Origin of the sequence: Streptomyces sp. NPDC002730, from assembly GCF_042888805.1 — a bacterium.
In the GTDB taxonomy this organism is placed as follows: domain Bacteria; phylum Actinomycetota; class Actinomycetes; order Streptomycetales; family Streptomycetaceae; genus Streptomyces.
Window position 1 is genome coordinate 62,973 of sequence record NZ_JBIAQG010000005.1, and the last position, 25,014, is coordinate 87,986.

Sequence of the window (25,014 nt, forward strand, 5' to 3'; positions counted from 1 at the left end):
GCACAAGAATCAACCGAATACCGGGCTCTCGGTGCGCCTTCCACGGCCTCTCGAAATAATTCCGACAGGGTTGGCCAAAGCCGTGGACACATACTTCGCGCCCTTGACAGATACCGGAGTGTGCTCGGCTTAATATCTGGCACATGTCGACTGCCACGCACCAAAGCACGGGTTTCGGCATCCCACGCCTACGCGTGATGAGAGTCATCACGAGAATGAATATCGGCGGTCCGGCCGTCCAGGTCTCGGCCCTCATGCGGGGGCTGGATACCGAGCGATTCGACCATCAGCTGATTGCCGGACTTGTGGGTATGGGTGAGGCGGACTATCTGGAGCAGCGGGCACCCGACCTGCCGGTCCATCGGCTCAATGGCCTGGGCCGGACTGTGCGGCCCACGGACGATGCGCGCTGCCTGCTCGAACTGACGGCAGCCATGCGCCGATTCCGGCCCCATATCGTCCACACGCACACAGCAAAGGCGGGCGCACTGGGGCGGGCGGCTGCCGTGCTGGCGCGTGTCCCCTCAAGGGTGCACACATTTCACGGCCATCTCCTGCATGGCTATTTCTCCCCGACGAAGACTCGCGTCCTGGTGCAGACCGAGCGCAGGCTGGCAGCCCTCAGCGATCGGTTGGTTGCCGTGGGCAGCCGGGTGCGGGACGACCTCGTCGCCGCCGGTATCGGAAAGGCGAACCAATTCACGGTCGTACCGCCCGGCACCAGACTCGCAACCGCACCAGAGCCCTCGGAAGCCCGGCGACTGCTCGGACTCCCGCAGGGCTGTCCCGTGGTTGCCTATGTGGGACGAATTACCGGAATCAAGCGACCCGACCGCTTTCTCGCCGTAGCCCGCGAGGTGCGCCGCACCGTACCCGCAGCACATTTCGTGGTGTGTGGATCGGGCGACTTCCAGCCGGATCCGGAAGCGGTCACCGACCTCGGTGACTCACTCCACCTGCTGGGCTGGCGCGCAGACGTGGAGACCGTATACGCGGCGGCCGACCTGGTGTTGCTGACCTCGGACAACGAAGGCATGCCCGTCAGCCTGATCGAGGCCGGCCTGGCGGGGCTGCCGGCGGTGGCCACAAACGTCGGCAGCGTCGCGGAGGTCGTACAGGACGGAACGACGGGGCTCCTGGCCGGGCTGTCGTCCGGTGAACTCGCTCGCCACACCGTGACTCTGCTGCGCGACGGGGAACTGCGCCAGGAGATGGGGGCACGAGCGCGTGCGTTCACCAGCCGGCGCTTCAGCGAGGAACGTCTGGTGGCCGACACACAGGCTCTCTACACCTCCATCGCCGTCGCTCGAGGCTGGTGGACCGCATCCCCGTTCGAAAGGTGAGCACTGTTGAACGTCCTTGTTACGGGAGGCGCCGGCTTCATCGGCGCCAACCTTTGCCGAGAGCTTGCATCGCGCCCGAACGTGGGCAAGGTCATCGCTCTGGACGACCTGAGCACAGGTTTCGCAGCCAACCTGGTGGGAGTCGACGCGGAGCTGATCGAGGGCAGCATTCTCGACCCCGACCTCCTCGACAGCGTTGTCGCCGGAATGGACGCTGTCGTCCACCTCGCGGCCCGCCCGTCCGTGCCGCGCTCGCTGGCGGACCCGGTCGCCAGTCATCACGTCAATGCGACCGGGACGGTGTACGTCCTCGAGGCCTGCCGACGCGCAGGCCTGCCGGTGGTCGCCGCCTCGTCCTCCTCGGTCTACGGTGCCGTTCCCGTGCTTCCAAAACACGAGGAGCTGCCGACCCAGCCCATGAGCCCCTACGCCGCGAGCAAACTCGCCACCGAGTCCTATGCCCTCGCCTACGGCGCCTCGTTCGGCCTCCGGGTTCTGGCGTTTCGGTTCTTCAACGTCTACGGGCCGTTGCAGCCGGCCGGCCATGCCTATGCCGCCGTGATCCCGGCCTTCATCGATGCCATGCTGCGCGGCACGCCCGCGAGGGTTTTCGGCGACGGACTGCAGACGCGGGACTTCACGTATGTCGGAACCGTCGTCAGGGTGCTGGCCGATGCGGTCCTGCGCAAGGTCTCGTACCCCGGTCCGGTGAACCTGGCCTTCGGTACCCGGGTGCCCCTCATCGACATCGCCCAGCAGCTCGCGGAAATCGTCGGGTCGCCGGCCGACATCCGGCACGAGGCGGCGAGGGCGGGAGACGTCCGCCACTCCCAGGCCGCGGATGGACTGCTGCGCGAGCTCTTCCCCGATGTCGCCCAAGTGTCGCTGCCGCGTGGACTGGCCGAGACGGTGCGCTGGTTCCGTACCCTGCCCGAGTACGCCGAGCTGCCACCGGCCAAGTCCCTCACGGTGGAAGTGGGCTGACGACAGAGTTGAGGGGAGCCACGGCGACGCACCGTGGCTCCCCTCAGCTCTGTGCGTCCCCGCTCACGGCGTACACAGGGACCCTCAGAAGCAGCCCCCAGGCCACCAGGGTGATCGAGACAACCGTGACCAGCACGGCGTTCTGCGGGAGGACCTTGAACATGACGAGCACCGCTGTCAGGCATGTCATGGCTGCGAAGCCCCCGATGACAACGGCTACTTGACGAACCGTCAGTCCCAAGCGGCGGAGTCGGTGGGCGATGTGATCCCTACCGCCCTGCAGCACAGGTCTGCCCTCCCTGCGTCGCGCGACCATGACCAGTCCGGTGTCCGCGGTGACGACCAAGGTGATGAGGAACAGACTGGTGTACCCGGACAGGGCGCCGTTGTCCCTGTGCAGAGACACCGTGGCGGACGACACCAGAAAGCCCACGAAAAGCGAGCCCGCGTCACCCAGAAAGATCCGTGCCGGATGCCAGTTGTGGAAGAGGAAGCCTGCGCACGCCCCGGCCAGGGCGGCCATGACCGAGGCAGTGCCCACCAGACCGCCGGAGAGAGCGGCGCAGCAGAGGAATCCCGCGGTCACCACGGTCACGGTGGAGACCACGCCGTCCATGTTGTCCAGCAGGTTGAACGCGTTGGTGGTGAAGAGGATCCACGCGACCGCGACGACCACGTCGAGCCATGTACCGAAGAGCACGGGATGGCCGCACCACAGAACCACCACCAGGGCTGCCGCCGCCTCGATGCAGACACGAACACGGATACTGAGCGGACGCAGGTCGTCGGCGAGGCCGAGAACGGCGACGAGCGCAGCGCATGTGAGCACGACGCCAACCGTGGTGTCGTGCTCCTTCGCGGCGAGTGTCGCCACACTCGCGGAGCACAGGGTGGCACACGCGACCGCGATGCCGCCGAGATAAGGCGTGGGGTGGACATGGACTCTGCGTGCATTCGGCTGGTCGGTGTATCCCCGCCGCAGGGCCAGCCGCCGCAGTGGCTCGGTCAGCAGGGCAGCGATGAGTAGAGCCCCCAGCCCCGCGACTGCCGACACCAACCAGGGGCTCAGACCGGACATGGACCCGCCAGCACGGTCTGGCCGGTGGAATTGCCTGTGTCCCCCTTGGCCTGGCCGTCGGCGACAAGCCCGAGTACCTGCCGCCTCACCTCGCTTCGGGCATCCGCGACGGCGTCCGCGAGTACATCGTCGAGGTTCCGTTGCGGCTGCCAGCCGGTGAAGGCCCTGAGTTTCGTGGTGTCGGGGACGCGACGCTCCATGTCTTCGAACCCCGGTCCGTAGGCCTCGCTGTACGAGAGACGGTGCACGGACGAAGTGCTCTCGGCGCAGGCGATGATCCGCTCCGCGAGATCCAGAATGCTGATCTCCTCGTCGCTGCCGACATTGAAGGTCTCACCTACGGAATCCGGAAGGTCGATCAGCGACAGAAGCGCTTCGACCACATCCGCGACATGGAGGAAACAGCGGCTCTGCTGCCCGGTGCCGTAGACGGTGAGGTGTTCTCCTCGGACCGACTGACGGGCGAATCTCGGGATGACCATGCCGTAGGCGGGGCTCTGCCGGGGACCGACGGTGTTGAAGAACCGCACGATGGTGGAACGCAGTCCGTACTCCCGGCGGTACAGCTCGGCAAGGATCTCGTCGACCGCCTTGGCGGTGCTGTAGGACCACCGTGGGACAGAGGGACTGCCCAGGACGCGGTCGGAGGTCTCGCTCAGTGGCCCGGAGGAGTTCTTGCCGTAGATCTCCGATGTACTGGCGAGGATTACCCTTCGGCCATAGCGGTGTGCGGACCCGATGACGGTTTCGGTGCCCTTGGTGTTGATGGTGAAGGAATTCAGCGGCTGTTCGACGATGAGTTTCACGCCTACGGCTGCCGCCAGGTGCACTACACAATCACATGCACGCACCAAATCGTCTACGAGCGGCGCATCCAGTACGGAGCCGTTGATGAATTGGAAGTTACCCTGCTCGCGCGCATGCGCAAGGTTCTCCAGGCGTCCGGTGCTGAGGTCATCGAGTGCGACGACCGGCTCACCACGTGCCAGCAGTGCATCGACGAGATGGGAACCGATGAAGCCGGCTCCTCCGGTGACCAGGTACTTCGGACGATCCATCACGCCGTCACTCCAGGTTTGCGGGTGGGGCGTTGCCGGGGGCATGTGCACCGGCGACGCATGGCAACGATAACCGGGGATAACGCAAATAGAATGAATAGAACCCGCAATTAGCCCGTTCGTGCCCCCCTTGACGGCCGGCATGGCTCCATTCGCCTGACGAGTGTCACTCAAGAGATGGACGGGAACCGCGTCGAGCGAGTGGCAGGCATATTCCTCCGAAACATTCTGATTGGCAAGGAGATAGGAGTCTCACCGTGTCGGCGGCATCAATGTCTGCGTCATCACGGTGCCCGCTCCCTGAAGGACGGCGTCCCCGACCCGAGTTTCGTGGAGACCACGCTGAATGACATGGGGGCGCCGCCGAGGGGACGCCCATGCACTCCGTTGGGGTACTAAAGCGCGAGCGTGCATGCCATGTGCCCCAAATCCCTCAGCGTGGTCCTAGCGTGACTGTCCACTCACTCACTCCGATCGGGGATGGCCTTGGATTTGCGCGAATACCTACGAGTCCTTTCCCGCCGATGGCACGTCATCACCCTTGTGGCTTTGCTGGGGACGGGGGCGGGCATCCTGACAAGTGCCTTGGCCACTCCCGAGTACCGGGCAACGACCACGCTGTTCGCTTCCCTCCAGGGTGGTGCTGCCGACACGTCCCAGCTGAATCAGGGGAACTCGTTCACCCAGGCGAGAGTCCAGTCCTACGCCGATGTGGCGGCCAGCCCGGAGGTGACCAAGCCGGTCGTGAAATCCCTCCAGCTCGATCTGACGCCGTCTCAGCTGGCTGAGCGGATCTCGGCCGAGGCGCCGCTCAACACGGTGCTGGTCCGTCTGACCGTCACCGACACCCAGGCGGCGCGAGCTGCCCGGATGAGCAACGCGGTCGCTGCTCGCTTCGCACAGGTGATCAGAGAGCTGGAACGTCCGGAGAAGAGCAAGTCCACTTCCCCGGTGCGACTCACCGTCACCCAGCCTGCCACCGTGCCGTCCGCGCCTTCGTCGCCGAACACCACTCTCAATGTCGCGCTCGGTCTGGCGGTGGGCCTGGTTCTCGGGCTGGGTCTGGGTGTCGCACTGGAGACAGTGGACACGTCGATGCGTGATTCCAAAGCCCTCGCCGAGTGCCTGGCAGGGGCCGGTGGGCCTCCCGTGCTGTCCAGCATCGTGCAGGACCCGCGAGCCGTACGGCAGCCGATCTCCTTGCGCGACGACAGGCACGGTCCTCGTGCGGAGGGCTTCCGGAAGCTTCGGGTCAACCTGCAGTTCGCGGAAGTGGACCAGCGGCCGAAGGTGATCGCCGTCACCAGCCCGCTGCCCCGTGAGGGCAAGAGCAGCGTGTCGGTCAACCTGGCCGCCACACTGGCCGAAGAGGGCGCGAGGGTGTGCCTGATCGACTGCGACCTGCGCCGCCCATCGATTGCTCCAGCCCTTGGCCTGGTCAGGGACGCCGGGCTCACCACAGCTCTGGTGGGCCAGGCCGAGCTGCATCAGGTACTGCAGTCGGCCGGGTTCTTCTCCGTGCTCACCAGTGGGGTGATTCCGCCCAACCCGACCCAGCTCCTCGGAAGCACCCAGTTCGCCTCATTGCTGCACTCTCTTGCCGAGCAATTCGACCATGTCGTGGTGGACACCCCTCCGGTGCTCCCCTTCGCCGACACGGCAGCGATGGCACCCTCCATCGACGGCTACCTGCTCGTGGCGCGCGCCGGGCGGACAAGCAGGAGCCAGGTCGTCGACGCCTTGCGCATCCTCGAACGCGTCAACGTCCCTGTGCTGGGGGCCGTCATGAATGGCGCTCCGGCACGCGGGGAGGGCGAGGCATACGGCTATGCGTACAAGTACCGGCCGAAGCAGAACGCGACAGACCGGCTTACCGCGCTCGTGTCGTCGCGCTTCGCGGCAGTGGTCCCCGGCCGAGGACCCGCTGCCAAGGGGCACGGGGCGCCGGCTTCGGCCAAGACACGACCGCAGAACCAGGTGACCCGGCCGGTGTTCGTGGACGGCCTGTCCCCTTCGGTCGTCCCCTCGCCCCCCACCGGCGGCGAGCCGACGCCGGGACAACTACGCCTCGGGAGCGAGCGTCCGTGAGCCGGTCGGACGGGGCACGGTTGCTCCTGTCGGCCACCGTGCCGGTGTGAGGCGTCATGCGTCTTGCGCCGGCGGTCCCTGTCGTGGTCGTGGCCCTGGTCAGTGGGATGCTCGTCCCGTCGTGCGGGACGGGTGGCGGAGCCGAGGGCCGCGGCCCGGGCATGCACGGGCGGGCCGCGGCAGGGGTCGAGCGGTTGAAGGTCGAGGTCGTCGAGGTCCTGCCCCATGACCCGAAGGCCTTCACCCAGGGGCTGGAGATGACCGGCGGCATGCTGTACGAGAGCACAGGCGTGGCCGGACAGTCGTCGGTTCGGGCGGGGCCGCTCGGCAAGCCTCCCGCGGTCCGCGCCGATTTGCCCCTGCCGCTGTTCGGCGAGGGAATCACCGTTGTGGGGCCGACTCTGTGGCAGCTCACCTGGCAGGACGGTGTCGCGGTCGAACGGGACGCGAGGACGCTGGCCGAGTTGCGCCGGGTCCCCTACCGGGACGAAGGCTGGGGAGTGTGTCACCAGCGGCACCGCGACCGGCTGGTGACGAGCAACGGCTCCTCCCGGCTCACTTTCCGGGACCCCGGAACACTCGTGAAGACAGGGGAGGTTGCCGTCACCGCTCATGGGCGGCCCGTGAGCCTGCTGAATGAGCTGGAATGCGTCGGTGACATCGTGTACGCAAACGTCTGGTCGGCCGATCGGATTGTGCGTATCGACGCCAACACCGGCACGGTGACCGGCGACATTGATGTTCCGGCACTGCTCGGCGCAGCCGAGAGGCGGCACGCGAACGTCCTGAACGGTATCGCGGCCATTCCCGGGACCCATCAGTTCCTGCTCACCGGCAAATGGTGGCCCAAGATGTTCCGGGTCGCCTTCGTTCCCAGGTGACTCACCATGCAGGGCCGTTGCAGTGCTGATCGGCGACATTCCGCTGCCTCATGGGCAGGGATCTGACCATGCCCATGCTCGTCGGAACCTCAGGGTGGCAGTACAAGGACTGGCGCGGCGTTCTCTATCCGCCCGAGCAACCGCAGCGGCTGTGGCTGGAGGAGTACGCCCGGCATTTCGCCACTGTGGAGAACAACAACGCCTTCTACCGGCTTCCCACCACGGAGATCTTCGCCTCCTGGCGGGAGCGGACGCCGGAGGGCTTCGTCATGGCGGTCAAGGCCAGTCGCTATCTGACCCATGTGAAACGGCTGCACGACCCGGAGGAGCCGGTGCACCGGCTGATGGACCGGACCGAGGGCCTGGGCGACCGGCTGGGGCCCGTACTGCTGCAACTGCCGCCCAACTTCCGGGAGGACGTCGGGGCTCTGGACGCCTGTCTGAGCTGCTTTCCCGGCACGGTCCGGGTGGCCGTCGAATTCCGCCACACCTCCTGGTGGGAGGCCGAGCGGGAGCTTCGGCCGGTGCTGGAACGGCACAGCAGCGCGCTGTGCTGGGCGGATCGGGGGTCCCGCCCGGTGACACCGCTGTGGCGTACAGCCTCGTGGGGGTACGTGCGGTTGCACGGCGGCATCGCCGAGCCCCCGCCGCGCTACGGCCGCCAAGCGCTGAAGTCCTGGGCCCGACGCCTCTCCGACGCCTGGCCGGACGAGGACGATGTGTATGTGTACTTCAACAACGACCTGGGCGGTGCGGCGGTCGTGGACGCCGCGAAATTCGGCCGGGCAGCGGCCGCGTTGGGCCGGACAGTGAGCCGTACGCCGTCGGCCCTGGCGGCGGGCGGAAGCGGCGCCACGGACCTACGATGAGATGACCGTCGAGTCGAACCGGCGTTCCAGAGGAGGCTGCGATGGAGGAGCATTTCGTCTGGGTGACGACGCGCCGCATCAAGCCGGGCGCGTTGGAGGAGTTCGAGAGGGTCTGGCGCCCTGCTCCGCACCCGCAAGGCCTGCGCCGCGCCTATGCGTACTGGTCCGAGGACGGACAGGAGATCACCGGGGTGTCGTTCTGGGACACCAGAGAGGCGTGCGACTCCTGGCGGGCCTCCGAGGCGGAGACACAGCGGCGTGCGGCCATGGCCCCGTACGTCGTAGAGGAGCGCGAAGGCTTCTACCGCGGCCGCGAGCTCGGCGTCGGTTCCGCCTGAGACCGCCGCGGCGCCCACCGCCGCCGCACTCCCCCCTGCCTCCGGGGCCACTGAAGACATGGCCCCGGACCGACCGTGGCAAGGCAGACACGATCAGCCGGCCGTCGCCGGCTGCGTCTGCGGCACATCGACGAGAGCGGTCGGCAGGGCAAGGTACGCCGTGACTCCGCAGACTCCCTCCTGCCCCTGGGTGGGGCGCAGTTCGACCTGGGCGCCGAGCCGGGCTGCGAGGGTCCCGACGACGAAGTGGCCGAGGTAGCGGGTGGGGGCGACCAGGAAGGACTCCCGGCCCGCGAGCCGGGCGTTGGAGCGGGTCAGTTCCTCGGCGGTCATCCCGGAGCCGCGGTCGACGACCGCGAGGCAGTACTCGCCGCCGTCGCGCCAGCCGTAGATCTCGACCGGACGCGTAGGCGGTGAGAAGAGCAGGGCGTTCTCGATGAGTTCGGCGAGCAGATGGGAGAGCTCGGCGACGGCCCGGCCGCGGATCCGGCCCTCCTGTACGTCGACCACGGCGACGCGCTGGTACTGCTCCACCTCGGCGATCGCCGACTGCACCACCTCGGCCGCCGACACCAGTCCCGACCAGGTGCGCGGCGGCAGCTCCTCCCCCGCGAGCACGAGCAGCGACTCGGCATTGCGGCGCATGCGAGTGGCCAGGTGGTCGAGTTCGAAGAGCTCGCCGAGTGCGTCCGGGTCGATCTCCTGACTCTCCAGCGCGGTGATCAGGCCGAGCTGGCGGGAGAGCAGTGCCTGATTGCGGCGGCCGAGGGAGGCGAGCGACTCGGAGCTGTTGCGGCGCAGCACGGCCTGCTCGGTCGCAAGACCTATCGCAGTGTGCTCGACATTGTGCAGGGCGGTGGCGAGCCGGGTGATCTCGCGGGCGCTGTCAGGCACCCTGCGGGACGGTCCGGAGACGAGTTCGTCGTCCGCCTCGGCCTCCTGGATCCGGGCAACGGCGGCGGGCAGCCCGGTACGGGCGACCGAGTCGGCCTCATCGGCGAGTGCGACGAGCGGCCGGGTGATCGAGCGGGCGGAGAGCACGGCGAGTGCGGCCGCGACCGCGAGGATCAGCACACCGAGGCCGATGAAGCCGCCCAGCTGGCCGGTGGCGTCGTCCCCGATCCGGTCCGCGCGAACCCGGACCTCGGCGCCGATCTGCCGCTGAACGCCATGGAGTTGGTCGACGAGTGCGGTCATCGACGACCACCATGTGCCGGGGTCCACGGCGAGCCGGCTGCCATCGGCTCCGCCCTCGGCCCGCTTCTCGTAGCCGATGGCCCGCCGGGCGCCCCCGGTGGCGAAAGCGGCGTCGAGCGCGGACTGCTGGGCGGGGGTGGCGAGTTCGGCGTACTGGGCCAGGAAGGCCAGCCGGGCCGCCCGCACCTCGGTGAAGTCGAGGAACTCGCTCCGCTTGAAACGCCCTGCCGCGAAGACCCCGTTGAGGGAACCGCGCTCAAGAGCGACGGCCTCGGTGGCTCGGACGAGAGCCTGCCAGGCGCCCATCGCCTCGGCGAGGCCGCGGTCACCGCGAGCCGGTTCCGCGGCTGCGGCGCCGATCAGTCCATCGATCGCCTTGGTGTACGCGGCCAGGGTTGGGGCGCGCTGACCAGTGCCGCCGTCAACCTGGCGGCGTACGGTGGCCAGTGCCGCGACCGGGGTGAGCGCCTCCCGTAGGGCGTCGGCGGTGTCCGCTCCCGCGGCCCCCGCCCCGAGCAGGGCGTCGAATCCGGCACGGGCGGTTTCGGTGCGTGCGCGCTGGACATCGACGTCGTCGCGGTACTTCGCGGCGCCGCCCAGCAGGCCATTGGTGAGGCCACGTTCGCGCTGCAGCTCACGCACGAGGTCCTGGGCCTTGAGGAGGAGCTCGACTCGGCCGGAGGTCTCGCGCGCCGCGGAGAAGTCGGCAGCCCGGTCGGCGACGCCGAGGCCGGTCACGACCAGCAGCAGACAGGTGGGGACGGCGAGCACGATGGCCACACGGCCGCGGATCGTGCCCCAGCCGGGCAGAGTGGGCGGTTGCTGTAACAGGCGTCGTTGGATGCGCATCACATCCGACGACGTTACGAACCGGGGTGCCCGGCGTGGTTTCCCGGGAGTAAGGGTCTGGTTGCTACCGGTTCACAGGAGCCCGGGCCGCGGCGGGCACCGTACGCCACCATTTCGTAACGCAGCGGCCGACCCCACGGCCTTTGGCCTCCCACATCCGCAGCCGACCGGTTCCTGGCGGGCGCAGATCCGGCTGTTTGCTGGTACACGATGGGGTGGGCGCCGGCTGGTGCACAGGGAGCTGAGAGGGCGGGAGGCGCGGATGGGTGGTGACGTCGGTCGGGGACGGGTGCTGGTGGTGGACGACGATCCGGCGATCCGGCGTTCGCTGGAGCGGGGACTGCGGTTGGCCGGTTTCGCGGTGTCGCTGGCCGAGGGAGGGCGGCCCGCCCTGGTCCATGTGCGCCGGGAGCCGACCGATGTGGTCGTGCTCGATATTTCGATGCCTGATCTCGACGGAATCCAGGTGTGCCGGGCGCTGCGCGACGACGGCAACGACCTGCCCGTACTGATGCTGTCCGCGCTGGACGAGACGGCGGACCGCATCGCGGGGCTGCAGGCGGGTGGCGACGACTACCTGGTCAAGCCGTTCGCGTTGCAGGAGCTGGTGCTGCGGCTGGAGGCGCTGCTGCGCCGACGGCCGCCGAGGGACACGGACATGGTCCGCATCGGCCTTCTGGTGCTGGATCCGGCGGCCCGCGAGGCGAGGCTGGACGGCGAGTTGCTGGTGCTGACCCGGCGGGAGTTCGAGCTGTTGGAGGTCCTGGCGCGCAACGCGGGGATCGTGCTCACCAGGGACCAGTTGCTGGAGCGGGTCTGGGGGTACGACTTCGAGGTGCGCACGGATGCCGTCGACACCTTCGTCAGCTATCTGCGGCGCAAGCTGGAGAGCGGCGGCCGGGCACGGATCATCCATACCGTACGGGGCGTCGGTTTCGTCCTGCGCCCGGACGACGGGGGCCGGAGCGCGTGAAGCTGTCGACGCGTATCGCACTCGCCATCGGCGTCACCGTGCCGGTTCTGGTGCTGGCGGCGGGATGGTTGCTGCTCCGGCTGGTCGCCCGTGATCTGCATGCGGAGCAGGACGCGCATCTGCGGGAGCGTGCGGCAGTGGCCGCGGGGGACGCCCGCCGATTGTTGCGGGCCACCGCCGCCGACCGTCCCGCGGCGGTCGAGCAGGCCCGTGAGCGGCAGTTGTACGCCTCCGGCCTGGATGTCGGTATCCGGCTGACCGGGCCGCGGGGCACCGTCTCGGGCGGCCCGCAGCCCGATGCTTCCGTACCACTTCCGCAGAGCGCTCGGACGCCGGTCACCATCGAGGAAGGGTCCAGGAGCTGGCGGGTGCTGTCAGTGCGTGTGCAGGGCTCGCGCCCCGGTGTCGACGGCACGCTGTGGCTGTTCTCCCCCGATACCGCGAGCGAGGACCAACTGGCTCTCGTACGTCGACGCGTGGTGACCGTGGCGCTGCTGGCCGCGCCGTTGTCCGGGCTGCTGGCTCTGGCTGTCGCCTCGCGGGCCGGCCGCCCGCTGCGACGGCTGCAACAGCGCACCAGCGGCCTCGACCCGAGGGTGGATGCGGCAAGGCTCGACCACAGGCGGACCGGGGTCACCGAGGTCGACGACCTCGCCCGTACGCTGCAGACCGTACTGGCCCGCTATGACGAACAGGCCGCGCGGACCACGGGTGCCCTGACCACAGCCCGGTCGTTCGCTTCCGCCGCGGCGCATGAACTGCGCACCCCGCTGATGAGCATGCAGACGAACCTGGAGATCCTCGCCGAGCATCCCGACCTCGCATCGGCTGACCGGGACGAGGTCCTGAGGGATCTCCGGGCCGAGCACGCCCGGCTGCTGAGCCTGCTGGTGATGCTCAGGGAACTCGGACGGGGCGACCTGGTCGAGGCCGATGCCTTCGGTCCGGTGGACCTCACCGAAGTGATCGACGCCTCCGTCGCCGACGCCAGGCGCAGGCATCCCACAGCGGAGATCACCGTGCCGGTGATGCCGCGCCTCAGCGTGCACGCATGGGAACCCGGAGTACGGACAATCGTCGACAACCTCCTGGCCAACGCCCTGACTCACGGTCGGGGCAGCGACGGACGGGCCCGGATCGAGCTGGGCCTTCGAGCGGGCGGACACCCCACGGGCTCGGTCGCCGTACTGACGGTGGACGACCACGGGCCCGGCATCCCACCGCCACGCCGCGATGCGGTGTTCCATCGCTTCGAGCGCAGACCGGACAGCCCCGGCTCCGGGCTCGGCCTGACCCTGGTCGCGCAGCAGACCGCCCTGCACGGCGGCCGCGTCCAGGTCCAGGACCGCCCTGGCGTCGGTGGCACGCGGATCGAGGTGCGGCTCCCGGTGCGGGAGAGCAGGCAGACCGAGATCCTCCTGCCGGCCGAGCGGGACTGGCTGACCGGAACTGCCGAGCACCCACAGGGTTTCCACAAGGACGGCTCCTAACTTCTCGGCAGGCGCAGGCAGATGGGCCTCGCCCTGTTCCGGAGGAGTAACCGCCATGAGGACCGTCAAGACCGCTGCCCTGGCTCTCACCACCGTCGCCGCGCTGCTCGCCGCGGCAGGCACGGCCTCCGCCGGCGGAGGGACACCGTCGCCGGACGCCGCACCCACCGGCGACGGCGCCCAGGCTCTCTGCAAGCGGGTCCCGAAGATCGAGAAGCGTCTCGATCGAGCCCTGGCCCGCCTCGACGGGAACGCGACGCAGCGCGGCTCCATCGCGCGGCTGGCGAAGCGGGTCGAGAACGCCAAGGCAGCCGGTCACACCGAGATCGAGACCTACCTCAACGACAAGCTCACCTTCCGCCGCTCCCTCGTTCCCACCCTCGAGAAGCGCAGGAAGGACCTGACCGCCGTCAAGACCTGGTGCGAGGCGAACAACAACGGGAGCGAGAAGTGATGTCCCGCCGACGCACCGCCACCGCCGTCGCGGCCACCCTCCTGTTCCTCACGGCCCTCACCGGCTGCGGGCAGAACAGCGACGACAAAGTCGGCGGAACGCCCGACGGCCCCGTGACCACAAGCCCCGCAGAGGTCACCGACATGAAGGCACTCGTGGATGCCGCCGAGTCGGCCGCTGCCGCAGCGGAATCCGCGGCGGCGGAGGACGGGCGGGGCTGATCGGGCGGAGGACGCGCGGGGACGGCCACCCCGGCGGCCTGTCGGGATGCAGCCGCGCTGAGGCAGGGCGACGATGGACGCACCCTGTGAAAGGCGGAGGCCGATGTCGAAATACCTTGTCAGAGCCAGGTTGACCGTGGATGGGCTGAAGGGCCTGCTCAAGGAAGGCGGTACGGCGCGCCGTGAGGTCGTCGAACGCATGGTCCAGAGCCTGGGGGGTCAGCTCGAATCGATGTACTGGGCATTCGGCGAGGAGGACATCTATGTCACGGTGGACCTGCCGAACAACGCCTCCGCCGCGGCCTTGGGTCTCGTTGTGTCGGCGGCCGGCGGCGTGCGCACCAGCATGGTCGTGCTGCTGACGCCCGAGGAGATCGACGAGGCGGTCCGCCAGAAGGTGGACTACCGCGCACCCGGCGCCTGACGCGTCATCGCTTCTGTGGACGCGCCCTGAACCGCCGCACACGAGCCGACCGGAATTCGGTCAACAGCCGGTTTACGGAGCAGAAGCAGTGCCGCGTCGTCGTGGAGGCGGCCGCCCACGTGCGCCAGCAGCTCGTTGTGCAGCGCGGCGACGGTACGGGACGGCTCGTCCGACACATGCCGTGCCACCCGGTCGATGAGCGGGTAGAACTCACGACTGTGGTTGCGGGCCTCGGTCACCCCATCGGTGTAGAGAAGCAACTGGTCTCCGTCGGTGAAAGTCAGCACCTGAAGGCTGGGGGTCTCACCGGTGAGGGCGTTCAGCCCGAGAGGCGGAGCCGGATGGGTCGGTTCGACAGCCCTGACGTCGGATCCGCGAACCAGCAGCGGAGGGGCGTGTCCGCAGTTGACTATCTCCATGCGCCCGGCCCCGGCGTACCCGGCGACAACGGCGGTGACGAAGTCGTCGGGACCAAGGTTGCGCGCCAGGCTCCGCTCGATCCTGCCGACGACATCCAGGAGATCCGGCTCGTCATAGGCGGCCTCGCGGAAGACACCGAGCACCAGCGCAGCGGTGCTCACCGCGGGCAGCCCTTTGCCGCGCACATCACCGACGATCAGCCTGATCCCGTGAGGGGTGGGCACGAGCGCGTAGAGGTCCCCACCGATTCTGGCCTCCGCCGCGGCGGCGCTGTAGCGGACAGCCACCTGGAACTGCCCGACCGTGGCAGGCACGGGCTTGAGGAGGGCGTGCTGGGCAGCCTCGGCGACTGAGCGGACGGCTTCCAGCACCCGTTCGCGACGCCCGCGCAGCGCGCTGGCCAGGCTGCCCGCGAGGGTTACGGCGACCAGTGCGGACAGGACGATTGCCTGCTCACGGCCCGGCGCACCGCCGCGTACGCCGAACACCGCGCCCAGTGCCACGGCGATGAAGCCGATACGGAGGACTCCCGACGGCCTGCTGGTGGCGGCGGCCAGCGTGGGTCCGACGGCGAGCAGCGGCAACCAGGTCGCCCCGGCTCCGCTGATGAGGGCGAGGAGCGCAACCGCAAAGACGATCAGCGCGGGCGCGCCGGCGAGGAGGGCGGCGGTGCGCGGCTGGTCCAGCTTCGTTGCCCCCGAGGCCAGGATTTCCCCCGGGCTGTCGTCCGGCTTGGCCGGCGCAACGGTGCCGGCCGTCCGCTTTGTGAGCTTCCAGATCCGTGGGCGGTCGCGCTGATCGTCTCGGGTCTGACTCATGTTCGCGTCCGCAACTCCCTGATTCGTTGGTAAGGCCTGAATCGCCCGGTTTGTCCAGGAAACAGGTATGAGCGGGTGAGTCACAAGGGCAGGATTTCAGATAGTGAGCGAAAGGCCCCTGGTCACGCGATTCGCTGCCGGGATCAGCTGCGCGAGGACTTGATCGATTCGGGAGAGCCGGTCCGCCCGGACGGAGACACCGAGCGAGCCGAGTGTCTGCCCGCTGTATACGGGCACGGCGACGCAGACCGTACCGAGGGAGTACTCCTCAAGGTCCAGGACGGCCGGGGTGGCGGGTGAAGAATCGAGTCGTCGGAGCAGTTCGGAACGGTGGGTGATCGTCCGTGGCGTGAGATCGGCGAGAGGGTGCCGGGAGAGGTAGTCGCCGCGGGAGTCGTCGTCCAGCTCACGCAGAACGCACTTGCCCAGCGCCGTGGCGTGCCCGGCGTCCTCGAATCCCACCCAGAGGTCGGCCCGTGGTGCCCGGGGGCTGTCGACGATCTCGGCGACCCGGATCTCGCCGTCCTCGTAGAAGGTCAGATAGGCGGCTGCCGAAATCTCGTCCCGCAGAGCGGCGAGCGTGGGACGGATGCGCGTGAGCAGCGACTGCCCACGGCTTCCGGAATGCAGCATGTGCAGCTTGTCCCCGATGACGAACCCGCCGTCGTCCAGCTTCCGTAGATACCCGTCGTTGACCATCGTCCGGAGCAGGTGGTACGTGGTGGCCAGGGGCAGCCCTACCTCACGCGCCAGCTGTTTCGCCGGTACGCCGCCCTCGTGTTCCCCCACGGCTTCCATCAAGCGGAAGGCTCGCTGCACGGAAGTGATGAGCGTTGGGCCCTCTTGAGCACCCATACCCCCAGATTGCGCCCGGCGCTTCGCGTTAGCAAGGCGCCTCGGCCGGGGCCGCCGGCATGGCCCCGGACCGGATCCGTCCGGTCTGGTGCCCAAGCTCTTGTCGCAGCTCTCTTTGCCTGGTTGTCTACCGCGGGCGATCTCGAACAGTTCGCCGACGGGCTGCGTATCCGCTGTGGGTACGAGGGTGACGATGGGAGAGTCGTGGCGCCAGTGGCTGGGCAGGAAGTACGGGGCACTCTGCCTGAGGGACTCGGTGACGCGATACGCGACACCGCCGAGGAGATCGCCGCGCTGCTGCGCGGGGTTGCCGACACAGGTGTTCCGGTGCCCGGGTCGGAGTGGAGCGTCGGGGCGGCCGCAGCGCATCTGGCCCAGGCCAATGAGCTGATGGCCGATATCGCGGCAGGGCACGAGCGCAGCTACGGGGACGGCACCGCGCAGAGCCTGGCCGAGGCCAACGAGCGCGCGCTCGCCGAGTTCGACGAGCGCGCGGCCGATCCGCTGGCCGGGATGATCGTGGAGCATGCTGCCGCGTTCATCGAGGCGGTGGACCGGCGCACGGTGGAGGGGACTGTGTTCACCCCGCTGGGCCCGATGAGCCATGCCGAACTGGGCTCGTACCTGCTGGCGCACATGCTCGGGCACGGCTACGACCTCGCCCGCGCGCTGGGCCGCCCGCACATGATCGACCGCGCCCGGGTCGAGCTGACCCTGCCCTTCCTGATCACGGCCATGCCACGAGTGGTCGACACCGCCACCACCGCCGGGCTGACCGCCCGCTACACGATCCGCCTCTGGGGCGGCGCCCGCTTCGGCGTCACCATCACCAACGGCGCCGTGGCCGTGAGCGCGCAGCCGCCGAGCCGGCCGGACTGCACCATCCTCACCGAGCCGGTCACCTTCCTGCTCATGGCGCTCGGCCGCTGCGGGCCGTGGGGCGCAATCGCCCGGGGCCGCGTCCTCACCTGGGGCCGCAAGCCCTGGCTCGCTCCCCGCTTCCCGACACTCTTCACGGCGCCCTGAACCGCTTCCGCGGGGCCCGGGCACTGCGGACGGCACTCTCGCGGCGTCACAATGGTGGTGAGGGACACACCTGCCGTTGCGGAAGGGCGGGAAATGCCGGTGCCGTACATAGCTGTGACCGCTTTGAGCCATGACGGGCTGATCCGGGATCACAACGAGGACAGCCTCGTCGTCGGACCGTGGACGCTGTGCGGCACCGTGACCGAGAGTCCCCAGACGCTGCTGTTCCCCGCAGGCACACCGCTCGTCGTCGCGGTCGCCGACGGGCTCGGCGGGCAGCCGGCCGGCGAAGTGGCGAGTTCACTGGTCGTCCGCCAACTCGCCTCGCTCGGTCCTACCTTGGACGGCGAGCAAGCAGTCCGTGACGTTCTGGACCTCTGCAATCGCTCGGTGTATGCGGCGGCCGACGGGGTTCCTGAGCGGGTCACCATGGGAACCACGGTCGCGGGCGTCGTCGTGCTGGCGGATTCGCTGCTGACGTTCAATGTCGGCGACAGCAAAGTGTTCCACGTGACTACTGAGGACGGACTTCGCCAGGTGAGCGTGGACGACAGCCCGCCGCCGGCACCTGGGCGGCGCACCACGTCAGCCGTCACACAGACGCTCGGTGGCAGCCCCGCGTTCAGCGCCATCACGGCGCACATAACTGCCGCCCCGGTGTCCACGGGCGATCGCTACTTGATCTGCACCGACGGGCTGACCGACCCGGTGCCGGACGATGCGATCGAGAGCCTGCTGCGGGTGCACGACGACGGCAGGGCCGCCTACGAGTTGTGGAAGGCCGCCATCGAGGCGGGCGGGCCTGACAACATCACGTTCGCGGTGGTGCGTATCGGCGAATAGGGCCGGGTGACTTTGACCCAGCGCGTACTGGTGATCCCGCACTTCGTGTACGACCCGCCGCAGTAGGCCTGACACGGCGAGGGGGCGCTCTCCCTTGTTGAGCTGGGCAAGGGCCGTTCCGCTGAGGCTCGTTCGGTCGCGTATCGCGGGCATGTCGCCCGCATGTTTCACCGGGAAGACTAGAAAAGCATCGCCGCTGAGCCGTGTCGCGGGTCCCGGTCGCGCTGCGCCGGGCGGACGGAAATTCTTGTGCCTCCCAGCGGTCACATTCCTCCGGCGCGGCGGGTCAGCCCAGTGACGGACCGGACTCCGTCAAAGCTGATGAGACCCGCGACATGAGGAGTACGCCATGACTGAAGGCATGAAGACGATCATCTACCCCGTCAAGGACCTCGCCCGGGCCAAGACCCTGTACAGCGAGCTGCTGGGTGTGGAGCCCGTCATGGACGAGGCCTACTACGTCGGCTTCAGGGCCGGCGGCCAGGACATCGGTCTGGACCCCCATGGCCACGGCAAGGGAATGACCGGCCCGGTCGGCTTCTGGCACGTCGACGACATCCGGAGTGCTGTCAGCGCCCTCCTCGGTGCGGGTGCGGAAGCGGTGCAGGACATTCAGGATGTCGGTGGCGGCAAGCTGACCGCCATCGTGAAGGACTCCGACGGCAACGCCATCGGACTCATCCAGGCGGCCTGACCTGCCTTGACCGGTCGGCCACGGGGGCGGCGGGCCGGGGAGCCGCAGGCGCCGGCTTCTCAGTCGCCCAGGACCTCCAGGTCGAGCCCGCTGAGCCGTTCGGCGTCGGCGAGGATGTCGATCGCGGTGATCCTTCCGTGCGTGATCGTGAAGCCGAAGACGACGCGCGGCCGTCCGCCCGGGGCCCAGACGAGTCCTGCGGAGCCGTTGATGAGCGCCGGCTGTGCGGCCTTGGCGCGGCCCGCGAAGGTGTCGGCCACGGCAGCCGCACCGCGCGCCGCGCCCGCACCCGACAGTGCGGCCGCGGTGTCCGTACGGAGTACGACGTCCGGGTCGAGCAGTGCGAGCAGCGCGTCGAAGTCGCCGCCGCGTGAGGCGGCGAGGAAGGCGTCGACGACTTCTCGCTGGCGGGTGACATCGGTTTCGGGAACCCCGGGCGTTCCTTGCACCCGTCGGCGGGCGCGGCTGGCGAGCTGCCGGGTCGCGGCCGGAGTGCGCTCCACGATCGGGGCGATCTCGTCGAAGGGCACCGCGAACATGTCGTGCAGGACGAATGCGAGCCGCTCGGCGGGCGCCAGCGTGTCGAGTACGACGAGCAGCGCCAGGCCGACCGAGTCGGCGAGCAGCGCCTGGTGCTCGGGGTCGGCGGTGTCCTCGTGGCCCACGGCGGGTTCGGGCAGGTGTGCGTCCCAGGGGTCCTCGCGCCGGGTCTTGCGTGAGCGCAGCATGTTGAGCGAGACCCGCGCGACGACCGTCGTCAGCCATCCGCCCAGGTTCTCGACGTCGCCGGTGTCGGAACGGCTGAGCCGTAGCCAGGCTTCCTGGACGGCATCGTCCGCCTCGGCCGACGAGCCGAGCATCCGGTAGGCCACCGCCCGCAGGTGGGCCCGGTGCTCCTCGAAGCGCTCCGCCAGAACCTCGTTCTCGTCCATCGGTCACATTCCTTCGTCGCCACGTGTCGTATGAGTGACCCACGAAACCCGAGCAGATGTGACAGGAATCCGGCTACGGCTGATCGAAAAGCCGCGACAAGCCGCTGACCGGTACCTGTCGGTACCGGTCGGTGCCGGTCGGTGCCGGTCGGTGCCGGTCGGATGCCCGCAGCCAGAACGTGCGCCGCGGCGCGTTCGACGTGCGCTCAATCGGCGTCGAACCAGGACTTGCCGGAAGCCCAGTGCTTGACCCATCCGGCGAACCCGGGTTCGGCCGTGGTGAACCCGAACGGTGCCCCGAATGGGCCGGCGCCCTCGCCGGTGATCAGGTAGATGTGTCCACGGTGTTCTCCGGTGACGATCAGGTGCCAGTACATGCCGCAGCCGTCGGTGCCGAGCACGATCGAGCCGTGGTCGAAGACCGGGTCGAGGAGTGCGTCGATCTCCTCCTCCGGCCGCGGGTCCTCCTCCCACAGCCACTGTTCTGTCAGCGGAAACGGCTTCGCGAGGTCGCGCCGCGGGCGGTCGTCTCCCCAGTCCGAAGGCATGTCGGCCAGGGGTATCAGCCCGTACTCCGTCGGCGCGTCGGTGCATCCGTCGCCGATCTCGGCCACGAACGTCCGGTACGGCTCCGGCAGGACGATTCCGTGTTCCGCCTCGAAGGCACGGAGCGCGTCCCAGCCCAACGGCGGCTCACACAGCTCCGGATCGAATGCTGCGCGCAGTACCTCAAGGTCTTCCGCGCGGGAGTGATCGATGTCCATGCGGCCCATGGATACCACCACCCACTGACAGCGCTCCGCCCCGCAGGGCCCGACGGCTGACACCGTCTCGCCCGAAGCCGGCCTGCGGATCGGCCGGCCCGCGGAGTCAGACCCCGACGCCGAATTCCCTGGCGCGGATGCCGGCTTGGAAACGCGACGTGGCGCCCAGCGTCGTCATGAGCTCGGCGACGCGTCTGCGGTAGGTGCGCAGCGACATGCCGAGGTGGCGTGATGCCGTCTCGTCGGTGTGTCCGGCGCTGAGCATCCGCAGGATCTCGCGAGCCTGATCGTTGAGTACGGGAGGTCGAGTGCGCCGGACGTCGGCCAGGTCGGCGGCGGTCTCCCAGTTCGCGTGGATCAGCGATCTGACACCGTCGACGACGTCCGGTGACCGGACCACCGTGTAGGTCCGTACCCCGCGGACCGGTGTTCCGGCGAGGATCGCGACCTGCCGGTCGATGACAATCGCCTCGCGGGCGAGCGGCCCCGCGCAGATCCGTATCTGAGCGCCCGACTCGGCGATCCTCACCAGACGACGCTCGGATTCGGCATCAGCCAGCGCCTGCGTGGTGTACAGCTTGCGCATCGACAGACCGCCCGGTGTCAGAGGCGGCCGCTTGCCCCCGGCGAAGGCGGCGTTCACTCCGGACGACCAGGTCAGCAGGTCCGCGGCCGCGCACAGGAACTCCTGCCGCGCTCCGGTGAACAGGTGCCCTGCCCGGCGCACCAGTTCCTGCTCGCCCCGCAGGGTCACGATCTGATCGGTTGCCATCGTTCGAACAGTCTGCGACCCGCTGACGATCAGGGTCAACGTGACCCTCTACGGAGCGGAGCCGATACCGGCCTGAGCAGGGCCGCAGCCGGCCTGAGCAAGGACCGGTACTGGCCTGGGCGAGGGCCGCAGCCGGACCGGCGGCGGCCGGTGGCACACTGGCGGTTGTTGCCCGAAGGAGTTCGCCGTGCCGATGATCCGCAATCTCCGCCGTGCGGTGCGCCGCGCCACCCGCAAGACCGTGGACCTGAGCCATCCGGCCCGCTCCCCGCTCGGCAGCACGGTCGTCAACTGCGTGATCTACGAGGACGGCGTACGGCAGCCCGAGAACTACCCGGTCGACGAGGCCGTACGGCGGGTGCGCAAGACCGGCCGCGGCTTTGTGTGGATCGGGCTGCACGAGCCCTCCGATGCGGAGTTCGCCGGTGTCGCCGAGCTGTTCGGACTGCATCCGCTGGCCGTCGAGGACGCGGTGGACGCGCATCAGCGGCCCAAGGTGGAGCGGTACGAGGAGTCACTGTTCGCCGTCTTCAAGACCTGCCGCTACGTCGAGCACGAGGAACTCACCGCCACCAGCGAGGTGGTGGACACCGGGGAGCTCATGATCTTCACCGGTACCGACTTCGTGATCACCGTCCGGCACGGCAGGCATGGTTCGCTCGGCCCGCTCCGGGAGGCCCTGGAAGCCACGCCGGAGCAGCTGGCCAAGGGGCCCGCCGCCGTACTGCACGCCATAGCCGACCAGGTGGTCGACGACTATCTCGCCGTCGCGGACGCCGTGCAGAACGACATCGACGCCGTCGAGACCGCCGTCTTCAGCGAGCAGGCAGGCCATGGCGACGCGGGCCGGATCTACCAGCTGAAGCGCGAGCTGCTGGAGCTCAAGCGCGCGGTGGCGCCGCTGGACCGGCCGGTGCACGCCCTGGCCACCCAGCCGCTGCCGCTGGTCGGCCCGGACATCCAGCCGTACTTCCGTGATGTCGCCGACCATCTGTCGCGCGTCACCGAGCAGATCTCGTCGTTCGACGGACTGCTCGACTCGATCCTCCAGGCCCACCTCGCGCAGGTGACCGTCGCCCAGAACGAGGACATGCGCAAGATCACCGCATGGGCGGCGATCATCGCGGTGCCGACCATGGTCTGCGGGGTGTACGGCATGAACTTCGACCACATGCCGGAGTTGCGCTGGACCTACGGCTACCCGCTCGTCCTCGGCGTCATGGCCGTCGCCTGCTTCGTCGTCCACCGCAGCTTCCGCCGCAACGGCTGGCTCTGACTCCCCCGGCTTCCCCCGGCTCCCCCGGCTCCCCCGGCTTCCCTCGGTTCCCGGACGGGCAGTTGACGCCCGTTCTATTGACATGTGCCTGACTCGGCGCTGAGATGTGGTCGCTTTCGTTCGCCCCCGTTTGTTTGTGCGCCATTCACCCCCCTCCGGAGCCGAACATGCACACCGAACGACACACCATCAGAGAGCGCCTGGCCGTCGTAGCCGCCGCGCTCACGCTGCTCACCGGCGGCGGGGCGCTCATCGCCGTCCCGGCTGCCGCGGCCGCGGCCGCCACGGACGCGAGAGCTGTCACGGCTGTCACGGCGCCGGCCGCCGACAACGGCCTGGCGCGTACGCCCCAGATGGGCTTCAACAACTGGAACTCCACCCACTGCCGGGCCGAGTTCAACGAGGCGATGGTCAAAGGCATCGCCGACACCTTCGTCTCGCAGGGCCTCAAGAATGCCGGGTACACCTACGTCAATATCGACGACTGCTGGGCACTCCCCTCGCGCGACACCGCGGGAAATCTGGTCCCCGACCCGGTGCGCTTCCCGGGCGGCATCAAGGCAGTCGCCGACTATGTGCACTCCAAGGGACTGAAGTTCGGGATCTACTCCAGTGCCGGCACCAAGACCTGTGACGTACAGGGGTTTCCCGGCGGTCTCGGCCACGAGCAGCAGGATGCCAACCTGTGGGCGTCCTGGGGCGTGGACTACCTCAAGTACGACAACTGCAACAACACCGGCGCCGACGCCAAGCAGCGCTACACGGCGATGGCCAACGCACTGAAGGCGACCGGCCGGCCGATCCTCTACAGCATCTGCGAGTGGGGCGAGAACCAGCCCTGGAACTGGGCGCCGGACCTCGGCAACTCCTGGCGCACCACCGGGGACATCAGCGATTCCTGGTCCAGCATGATCGGCATCGCGCACCAGAACCAGGGGCTGGCGCCGTACGCGAAGCCCGGCGCCTGGAACGACCCGGACATGCTCGAGGTCGGCAACGGCGGGATGACCGACACCGAGTACCGCACCCACTTCAGCCTCTGGGCGCAGATGGCCGCCCCGCTGCTGATCGGCAGTGATCTGCGCAGCGCCTCCCCCGCGACCCTCGCGATCCTGAAGAACACCGACGTCATCGCGGTCGACCAGGACAGCCTGGGCAAGCAGGGCACGGTGGTGGCAAGCTCCGGCGGTCTGGTGGTGATGTCCAAACCCCTGGCGGACGGCGGCCGTTCGGTGACTCTCACGAATGAGACCACCTCCACGAGGACGATCTCGACGACCGTCGAGGCGATCGGGATCGGCGGCGCGTCCTCGTACACCCTCAAGGATCTCTGGTCCCAGCAGACCAGCACCACCACGGGCACCATCAGCGCTTCGGTGCCCGCCCACGGCACGGTGATGTACCGCGTGACGCCGGGCGCTCCGGTGCCGCCGCCGGCCGGGGTCAACCAGCTCAGCGACCTGCCGTGGACATCGGCGGTCAACGGCTGGGGCCCGGTCGAACGCGACCGCAGCAACGGCGAACAGGCCGCAGGCGACGGCAGAACCCTCACCGTCAACGGCACCACCTACGCCAAGGGCCTCGGCACCCACGCGGCGAGCGACATCACGTACCACCTGGGCGGCAGCTGCCGGTCGTTGAGCGTCGATGTCGGCGTGGACGACGAGTCGACAGCGGGCGGTTCGGCGGTGTTCAGGATCTATCGCGACACCGCGCTGATCGCCGACAGCGGGCCGCGCACAGCCGCCGACCCGCCCCGCCGACTGAGTGCCGACCTCGCAGGCGGTACGCAACTGAGGCTGGTCGTCACCGACGGCGGCGACGGCATCAACTACGACCACGCCGACTGGGCCGACGCCAAGCTGACCTGCGGCAACGGCCCCGCGGCCGGTACGCACGCACTCAGCGACCTGTCGTGGACATCGGCGGTCAACGGCTGGGGCCCGGTCGAACGCGACCGCAGCAACGGCGAACAGGCCGCAGGCGACGGCAGAACCCTCACCGTCAACGGCACCACCTACGCCAAGGGCCTCGGCACCCACGCGGGCTCCACGATCACGTACTACCTCGGCGGCAGCTGTACGACGCTGACCACCGGCGTCGGCGTCGACGACGAGTCGGGGGGCGCGAACGGGTCGGTGGTCTTCCAGATCTACCGGGACGGCACAAAGGTCGCCGACAGCGGCAGGCTCACCGGCGCCGACGCGTCCAGAGACCTCACCACGTCTCTCACCGGCGGCCTGGAACTCAGGCTGGTGGTCGCCGACAGCGGCGACGGCATCAACTACGACCACGCCGACTGGACGGCACCCAGGCTCACCTGCACCTGAGGGGTCGGAGCGGCGCGGCATCCGCCGCCCTCCTCCG

At 68.9% G+C, this 25,014-nt stretch carries 24 protein-coding genes; 16 read left to right on the forward strand and 8 right to left on the reverse strand.

What is annotated here, in order from left to right; genetic code table 11:
* Positions 1 to 215 precede the first annotated feature (215 nt).
* Both ACFYXH_RS13900 and ACFYXH_RS13905 read left to right on the forward strand, forming a co-directional pair.
* Entirely contained in the window at positions 216 to 1,343 is a 1,128-nt protein-coding gene (locus ACFYXH_RS13900; protein ID WP_389562360.1) for a glycosyltransferase, read from the forward strand.
* Between the two features lie 6 nt (positions 1,344 to 1,349).
* A complete protein-coding gene (locus tag ACFYXH_RS13905; RefSeq protein ID WP_389562362.1) occupies positions 1,350 to 2,327 on the forward strand; it encodes an NAD-dependent epimerase/dehydratase family protein in 978 nt (325 codons plus the stop codon).
* A 43-nt stretch (positions 2,328 to 2,370) separates the two neighbouring features.
* On the opposite strand, the gene ACFYXH_RS13910 is transcribed toward ACFYXH_RS13905, so the two are convergent.
* Together ACFYXH_RS13910 and ACFYXH_RS13915 are read right to left on the reverse strand one after the other, a co-directional pair.
* On the reverse strand, positions 2,371 to 3,405 hold the full coding sequence (locus ACFYXH_RS13910) for an MraY family glycosyltransferase (protein WP_389562364.1): 1,035 nt from the start codon (positions 3,403 to 3,405) through the stop codon (positions 2,371 to 2,373).
* Positions 3,393 to 4,607: an NAD-dependent epimerase/dehydratase family protein gene (locus ACFYXH_RS13915; RefSeq protein WP_389562365.1), complete on the reverse strand. Its 1,215-nt coding sequence runs from the start codon at positions 4,605 to 4,607 to the stop codon at positions 3,393 to 3,395. Before ACFYXH_RS13915 ends, ACFYXH_RS13910 begins: the two co-directional genes overlap by 13 nt.
* 336 nt (positions 4,608 to 4,943) lie before the next feature.
* Between ACFYXH_RS13915 and ACFYXH_RS13920 the strand changes: the two genes are divergently transcribed.
* From ACFYXH_RS13920 to ACFYXH_RS13935, 4 genes are all read left to right on the forward strand, one after another.
* Positions 4,944 to 6,551 (forward strand): polysaccharide biosynthesis tyrosine autokinase, encoded by a 1,608-nt coding sequence (locus ACFYXH_RS13920; protein WP_389562367.1) that lies wholly within the window; start codon positions 4,944 to 4,946, stop codon positions 6,549 to 6,551.
* A gap of 56 nt (positions 6,552 to 6,607) precedes the next feature.
* Positions 6,608 to 7,432, forward strand: coding sequence for a glutaminyl-peptide cyclotransferase (locus ACFYXH_RS13925; RefSeq protein WP_389562369.1), 825 nt, complete (start codon positions 6,608 to 6,610; stop codon positions 7,430 to 7,432).
* 68 nt (positions 7,433 to 7,500) lie between these two features.
* A complete protein-coding gene (locus ACFYXH_RS13930) occupies positions 7,501 to 8,301 on the forward strand; it encodes a DUF72 domain-containing protein (protein WP_389562371.1) in 801 nt (266 codons plus the stop codon).
* Between the two features lie 41 nt (positions 8,302 to 8,342).
* Positions 8,343 to 8,639: an antibiotic biosynthesis monooxygenase gene (locus tag ACFYXH_RS13935; RefSeq protein WP_389562373.1), complete on the forward strand. Its 297-nt coding sequence runs from the start codon at positions 8,343 to 8,345 to the stop codon at positions 8,637 to 8,639.
* 93 nt (positions 8,640 to 8,732) lie between these two features.
* On the opposite strand, the gene ACFYXH_RS13940 is transcribed toward ACFYXH_RS13935, so the two are convergent.
* On the reverse strand, positions 8,733 to 10,616 hold the full coding sequence (locus tag ACFYXH_RS13940; RefSeq protein WP_389562375.1) for a nitrate- and nitrite sensing domain-containing protein: 1,884 nt from the start codon (positions 10,614 to 10,616) through the stop codon (positions 8,733 to 8,735).
* A 331-nt stretch (positions 10,617 to 10,947) separates the two neighbouring features.
* Here ACFYXH_RS13940 and ACFYXH_RS13945 point away from each other — a divergent pair, with 331 nt between their 5' ends.
* From ACFYXH_RS13945 to ACFYXH_RS13965, 5 genes are all read left to right on the forward strand, one after another.
* Positions 10,948 to 11,658, forward strand: coding sequence for a response regulator transcription factor (locus ACFYXH_RS13945; RefSeq protein ID WP_389562376.1), 711 nt, complete (start codon positions 10,948 to 10,950; stop codon positions 11,656 to 11,658).
* Positions 11,655 to 13,148 carry a sensor histidine kinase gene (locus ACFYXH_RS13950; protein WP_389562378.1) on the forward strand — a complete coding sequence of 498 codons (1,494 nt, stop codon included), beginning with the start codon at positions 11,655 to 11,657 and terminating at the stop codon, positions 13,146 to 13,148. Before ACFYXH_RS13945 ends, ACFYXH_RS13950 begins: the two co-directional genes overlap by 4 nt.
* A 55-nt stretch (positions 13,149 to 13,203) precedes the next feature.
* A complete protein-coding gene (locus tag ACFYXH_RS13955) occupies positions 13,204 to 13,602 on the forward strand; it encodes a hypothetical protein (protein ID WP_389562380.1) in 399 nt (132 codons plus the stop codon).
* Positions 13,602 to 13,823, forward strand: a complete 222-nt coding sequence (locus ACFYXH_RS13960) for a hypothetical protein (RefSeq protein WP_389562382.1) — start codon at positions 13,602 to 13,604, stop codon at positions 13,821 to 13,823. The genes ACFYXH_RS13955 and ACFYXH_RS13960 overlap by 1 nt, the downstream gene beginning before the upstream one ends.
* Before the next feature lie 103 nt (positions 13,824 to 13,926).
* Positions 13,927 to 14,247 carry a GYD domain-containing protein gene (locus tag ACFYXH_RS13965; protein ID WP_389562384.1) on the forward strand — a complete coding sequence of 107 codons (321 nt, stop codon included), beginning with the start codon at positions 13,927 to 13,929 and terminating at the stop codon, positions 14,245 to 14,247.
* Here ACFYXH_RS13965 and ACFYXH_RS13970 read toward each other — a convergent pair.
* Positions 14,226 to 15,485, reverse strand: a complete 1,260-nt coding sequence (locus ACFYXH_RS13970; RefSeq protein WP_389562386.1) for a PP2C family protein-serine/threonine phosphatase — start codon at positions 15,483 to 15,485, stop codon at positions 14,226 to 14,228. The two genes, ACFYXH_RS13965 and ACFYXH_RS13970, sit on opposite strands and share 22 nt — an antisense overlap.
* Before the next feature lie 96 nt (positions 15,486 to 15,581).
* Positions 15,582 to 16,340, reverse strand: coding sequence for an IclR family transcriptional regulator (locus tag ACFYXH_RS13975; protein WP_389562387.1), 759 nt, complete (start codon positions 16,338 to 16,340; stop codon positions 15,582 to 15,584).
* A gap of 213 nt (positions 16,341 to 16,553) precedes the next feature.
* On the opposite strand from ACFYXH_RS13975, the gene ACFYXH_RS13980 reads away from it, so the two are divergent.
* The 3 genes from ACFYXH_RS13980 to ACFYXH_RS13990 all read left to right on the forward strand — a co-directional run bounded on the left by ACFYXH_RS13980 (position 16,554) and on the right by ACFYXH_RS13990 (position 18,903).
* The gene (locus ACFYXH_RS13980; protein WP_389562989.1) at positions 16,554 to 17,366 is read left to right on the forward strand and encodes a maleylpyruvate isomerase family mycothiol-dependent enzyme; all 813 of its coding nucleotides are present in this window, start codon (positions 16,554 to 16,556) and stop codon (positions 17,364 to 17,366) included.
* A 99-nt stretch (positions 17,367 to 17,465) separates the two neighbouring features.
* Positions 17,466 to 18,209, forward strand: a complete 744-nt coding sequence (locus ACFYXH_RS13985) for a PP2C family protein-serine/threonine phosphatase (protein ID WP_389562388.1) — start codon at positions 17,466 to 17,468, stop codon at positions 18,207 to 18,209.
* Between the two features lie 349 nt (positions 18,210 to 18,558).
* Entirely contained in the window at positions 18,559 to 18,903 is a 345-nt protein-coding gene (locus ACFYXH_RS13990) for a VOC family protein (protein WP_389562390.1), read from the forward strand.
* Between the two features lie 59 nt (positions 18,904 to 18,962).
* Here ACFYXH_RS13990 and ACFYXH_RS13995 read toward each other — a convergent pair whose 3' ends face one another.
* From ACFYXH_RS13995 to ACFYXH_RS14005, 3 genes are all read right to left on the reverse strand, one after another.
* A complete protein-coding gene (locus tag ACFYXH_RS13995; RefSeq protein WP_389562392.1) occupies positions 18,963 to 19,835 on the reverse strand; it encodes a sigma-70 family RNA polymerase sigma factor in 873 nt (290 codons plus the stop codon).
* A gap of 206 nt (positions 19,836 to 20,041) precedes the next feature.
* Complete coding sequence (locus tag ACFYXH_RS14000) at positions 20,042 to 20,599, reverse strand: SMI1/KNR4 family protein (protein WP_389562394.1); 558 nt, start codon at positions 20,597 to 20,599, stop codon at positions 20,042 to 20,044.
* 106 nt (positions 20,600 to 20,705) lie between these two features.
* Positions 20,706 to 21,371, reverse strand: a complete 666-nt coding sequence (locus tag ACFYXH_RS14005; protein WP_389562395.1) for a DNA-binding response regulator — start codon at positions 21,369 to 21,371, stop codon at positions 20,706 to 20,708.
* A gap of 193 nt (positions 21,372 to 21,564) precedes the next feature.
* Between ACFYXH_RS14005 and corA the strand changes: the two genes are divergently transcribed.
* A complete protein-coding gene (gene corA / locus ACFYXH_RS14010) occupies positions 21,565 to 22,647 on the forward strand; it encodes a magnesium/cobalt transporter CorA (RefSeq protein ID WP_389562397.1) in 1,083 nt (360 codons plus the stop codon).
* 167 nt (positions 22,648 to 22,814) lie between these two features.
* Complete coding sequence (locus ACFYXH_RS14015) at positions 22,815 to 24,977, forward strand: NPCBM/NEW2 domain-containing protein (RefSeq protein ID WP_389562399.1); 2,163 nt, start codon at positions 22,815 to 22,817, stop codon at positions 24,975 to 24,977.
* Positions 24,978 to 25,014 lie beyond the last annotated feature (37 nt).

Excerpts from the sequence above, each read along its gene's own strand:
- ACFYXH_RS14000 (WP_389562394.1), bottom strand. The coding sequence starts at position 20,599 with ATGGACATCGATCACTCCCGCGCGGAAGACCTTGAGGTACTGCGCGCA.
- ACFYXH_RS14015 (WP_389562399.1), top strand. The coding sequence starts at position 22,815 with ATGCACACCGAACGACACACCATCAGAGAGCGCCTGGCCGTCGTAGCC.
- ACFYXH_RS13995 (WP_389562392.1), bottom strand. The coding sequence starts at position 19,835 with ATGGACGAGAACGAGGTTCTGGCGGAGCGCTTCGAGGAGCACCGGGCC.
- ACFYXH_RS13955 (WP_389562380.1), top strand. The coding sequence starts at position 13,204 with ATGAGGACCGTCAAGACCGCTGCCCTGGCTCTCACCACCGTCGCCGCG.
- corA (WP_389562397.1), top strand. The coding sequence starts at position 21,565 with ATGATCCGCAATCTCCGCCGTGCGGTGCGCCGCGCCACCCGCAAGACC.
- ACFYXH_RS13975 (WP_389562387.1), bottom strand. The coding sequence starts at position 16,340 with ATGGGTGCTCAAGAGGGCCCAACGCTCATCACTTCCGTGCAGCGAGCC.
- ACFYXH_RS13925 (WP_389562369.1), top strand. The coding sequence starts at position 6,608 with ATGCGTCTTGCGCCGGCGGTCCCTGTCGTGGTCGTGGCCCTGGTCAGT.
- ACFYXH_RS13900 (WP_389562360.1), top strand. The coding sequence starts at position 216 with ATGAATATCGGCGGTCCGGCCGTCCAGGTCTCGGCCCTCATGCGGGGG.
- ACFYXH_RS13970 (WP_389562386.1), bottom strand. The coding sequence starts at position 15,485 with ATGAGTCAGACCCGAGACGATCAGCGCGACCGCCCACGGATCTGGAAG.
- ACFYXH_RS13930 (WP_389562371.1), top strand. The coding sequence starts at position 7,501 with ATGCCCATGCTCGTCGGAACCTCAGGGTGGCAGTACAAGGACTGGCGC.
- ACFYXH_RS14005 (WP_389562395.1), bottom strand. The coding sequence starts at position 21,371 with ATGGCAACCGATCAGATCGTGACCCTGCGGGGCGAGCAGGAACTGGTG.
- ACFYXH_RS13945 (WP_389562376.1), top strand. The coding sequence starts at position 10,948 with ATGGGTGGTGACGTCGGTCGGGGACGGGTGCTGGTGGTGGACGACGAT.
- ACFYXH_RS13915 (WP_389562365.1), bottom strand. The coding sequence starts at position 4,607 with ATGCCGGCCGTCAAGGGGGGCACGAACGGGCTAATTGCGGGTTCTATT.
- ACFYXH_RS13965 (WP_389562384.1), top strand. The coding sequence starts at position 13,927 with ATGTCGAAATACCTTGTCAGAGCCAGGTTGACCGTGGATGGGCTGAAG.
- ACFYXH_RS13910 (WP_389562364.1), bottom strand. The coding sequence starts at position 3,405 with ATGTCCGGTCTGAGCCCCTGGTTGGTGTCGGCAGTCGCGGGGCTGGGG.
- ACFYXH_RS13960 (WP_389562382.1), top strand. The coding sequence starts at position 13,602 with ATGTCCCGCCGACGCACCGCCACCGCCGTCGCGGCCACCCTCCTGTTC.
- ACFYXH_RS13920 (WP_389562367.1), top strand. The coding sequence starts at position 4,944 with ATGGCCTTGGATTTGCGCGAATACCTACGAGTCCTTTCCCGCCGATGG.
- ACFYXH_RS13935 (WP_389562373.1), top strand. The coding sequence starts at position 8,343 with ATGGAGGAGCATTTCGTCTGGGTGACGACGCGCCGCATCAAGCCGGGC.
- ACFYXH_RS13990 (WP_389562390.1), top strand. The coding sequence starts at position 18,559 with ATGACTGAAGGCATGAAGACGATCATCTACCCCGTCAAGGACCTCGCC.